We start from the raw sequence: 2,788 nt of genomic DNA, 5'->3' as shown, positions 1-2,788 counted from the left end.
TGGTTTGGATTCGATTCATTGGAACGCATGCAGAATATGACAAGATTAACGCAAACGAAATTTAAAAGCTATGGAAATTAAACCAATAAAAACAGAGAAAGATTATAATCAAGCACTCGAAAGACTTGAAATAATTTTTGAAGCAAAAAAAGGTTCGCCAGAAGGTGATGAACTTGAAGTGCTTGGAATTTTGATTAATCAATATGAGAATGACCACTTCCCTATTGGATTGCCTGATCCAATTGAAGCTATTAAATTTCGAATGGAACAAATGGGCTATAATCAAACCGATTTGGCTAATATAGTTGGCTTAAAAAGTCGGGCCAGCGAAATCCTAAATAAGAAAAGAAAGTTATCACTTGAAATGATTCGCCAATTGCATGAAAGATTAAATATTCCAACTGATGTACTTATCCAAACTTACTGAAAAGCACTATCACTAACAGGCTACTACAACGGATTTAGGCAATTGTCTTAATGGAAAGTTGGTTTTGTATTTGGAATGATTTGGCTAATCCAAACCGCTGTAGTACCAGAGCGTTCCTGTTAAGCTTAACGAAAACACATAAACATATAACAACAGACTAACAAATTCCAAAAAAGTTAATGAGCCAAATTTTAAGACAGCAAATTGAAAAAATAACCGAACTAACAGACGAAGAGTTTGACTATGTTTTGTCGCATTTTACAAACAAAAAATTGAAAAAACATCAATTTATAATTCAGGAAGGAGAAAATGTGCCAAACGATTTTTTCATTTTGGATGGTTGCTTAAAATCATATTTTACAGATAAAAATGGCAAAGAACATATTTTGGCGTTTGGAATGCAAGACTGGTGGATTACTGACTATGAAGCGTACTACAATCAATCAAAAGCAACCATAAATATTGACTGTATTGAAGACAGCGAATTGCTTTGCTTATCATTTGAGAACAGAGAAAAACTTTGTGCAGAACTTCATAAAATAGAACACTTTTTTAGAAAGAAAACCAATAAACGTAATGTTGCTTTACAACAACGGATACTTTCTCTATTGAGCAACAACGCCAAAGAAAAATACGACCAATTACTACAATTATATCCTCAACTATTTCAAAAAGTCCCTAAACAACTTATTGCTTCCTATTTAGGAGTAACAAGGGAAACATTGAGTCGGCTTAATTCTGCCTCGAAATAGTGTGACATACATCACATAAAAGTTGTGACATATGTCCTTTAGCAATCCATCATTCCGATACAACTTTGTGCCATAAATTTTAATTTAAAATCAAATGGCAAAATTTCAAATTCAACAAGCGAGCAGTACAGTCAACTGGACTGGAAAAAAGGTTTTAGGGCTACATACAGGTAGCATCAATATAGCAAATGGCTTTATTGAAATAGAAAACAATAACATTTTAGGAGGTGAGATTCAAATCGATATGGCATCAATTGTAGTTACTGATATTGATGACAAAAAAACTCACGATGAATTTTTGGCTCACCTCAAAAATGACGATTTCTTTGCGGTAGATAAGTTTGGCACATCAAAACTTGTAATCACTAGTGCAAAACAAATTGAGCAAAATAAATTTGAGACAAGCGGAATTCTTACAATTAAAGACATATCTCATCCCGTTAATTTTATTTCAACTGTAGAAGTTTTTACAGACTTTCTTCACTCACTAGGCGAAATTGTTATTGATAGAACACTATACAACATTCGGTATGGCTCGGGAAAATTTATTGATAATTTGGGAGACAAATTAATCTATGACAATTTTGTTTTACAGTTCAAACTTGTTGGACAGTTATAAGCAATAACCACTATGAAAAGGCGGGATGTGATAAAGTCAATTTTTTTAGCAAATGTTACAAGCACATCACTTTCCGCTTTTATTAATCAATCAACATTTAAAATAAGGCTATGTGGAATAAAACAAAATTCACTAAACTGTTAGGAATAGATTACCCAATAGTTCAAGGTCCGTTTGGTGGTGGACTATCCTCTGTAGAACTTACAAGCACCGTTTCAAACGCAGGGGCATTAGGTTCGTTTGGCGGTCAACCGTTTTCTTCAAAGGAAATTATTGAAACCTGTAATGAAATAAGAAAATTTACGAACAAACCTTTCAATATCAATTTGTGGGTTAACGACAGAGATACTCGACTGTCAACTTTTGATGATGATGACTACAATAAACTTACAGAATTATTTAAGCCTTATTTTAATGAATTAGGTTTGGCAATACCTGAAAAACCAACTAATCTTGGCGCTAATTTTGAAGAACAAATCGAAGCTATTTATGAAGCAAAACCAGCAATTTTTAGTTTTGTTTATGGTATTCCTTCACCAGACATTTTAGAAAAATGTAAACGGCTTGGAATTAAAACAGTTGGTGCAGCAACAACACTTGATGAAGCAATCGCAATAGAAAATGCTGGAGTGGATGCAATAGTTGCTACAGGATTTGAGGCAGGTGGACATAGAGTTTCTTTTTTAAGGTCGGCAGAAGATTCATTGACAGGAACATTTTCACTAATTCCACAAGTAGCAGACAATGTAAAAATTCCAATAATTGCAGCCGGAGGGATAGCTGATGCAAGAGGTATAAAAGCTGCATTGGCTTTGGGTGCTGATGCCGTACAAATGGGTACTGCTTTTTTGGCAACATCGGAATCCAATGCTTCACAAGACCATAAGGACAAATTATTTACAGAAGACGCTAAATACACAACACTCACAAAAGTATTCACTGGACGACTATCAAGAGGAATCAGAAACAGACTTACCGAAGAATTGAAAA

4 protein-coding genes are annotated in these 2,788 nt (G+C 34.1%); all 4 read left to right on the top strand.

What is annotated here, in order from left to right; genetic code table 11:
* Positions 1-70: 70 nt before the first annotated feature.
* Positions 71-427, top strand: coding sequence for a helix-turn-helix domain-containing protein (locus tag VLC96_RS05755; protein WP_325261252.1), 357 nt, complete (start codon positions 71-73; stop codon positions 425-427).
* Positions 428-606: 179 nt separating this feature from the next.
* A complete protein-coding gene (locus VLC96_RS05750; RefSeq protein ID WP_325261251.1) occupies positions 607-1,179 on the top strand; it encodes a Crp/Fnr family transcriptional regulator in 573 nt (190 codons plus the stop codon).
* Between the two features lie 94 nt (positions 1,180-1,273).
* A complete protein-coding gene (locus tag VLC96_RS05745) occupies positions 1,274-1,798 on the top strand; it encodes a YceI family protein (RefSeq protein ID WP_325261250.1) in 525 nt (174 codons plus the stop codon).
* 110 nt (positions 1,799-1,908) lie between these two features.
* Positions 1,909-2,788 (top strand): NAD(P)H-dependent flavin oxidoreductase (locus tag VLC96_RS05740; RefSeq protein ID WP_325261249.1); only part of this gene is annotated, 880 nt, incomplete at its 3' end.

The sequence above is a fragment of the Flavobacterium sp. genome, assembly GCF_035456085.1.
Lineage (GTDB): Bacteria > Bacteroidota > Bacteroidia > Flavobacteriales > Flavobacteriaceae > Flavobacterium.
The sequence above is the reverse complement of the archived record's forward strand: the minus strand, read 5'-3'. Positions and strand labels throughout refer to the sequence as shown.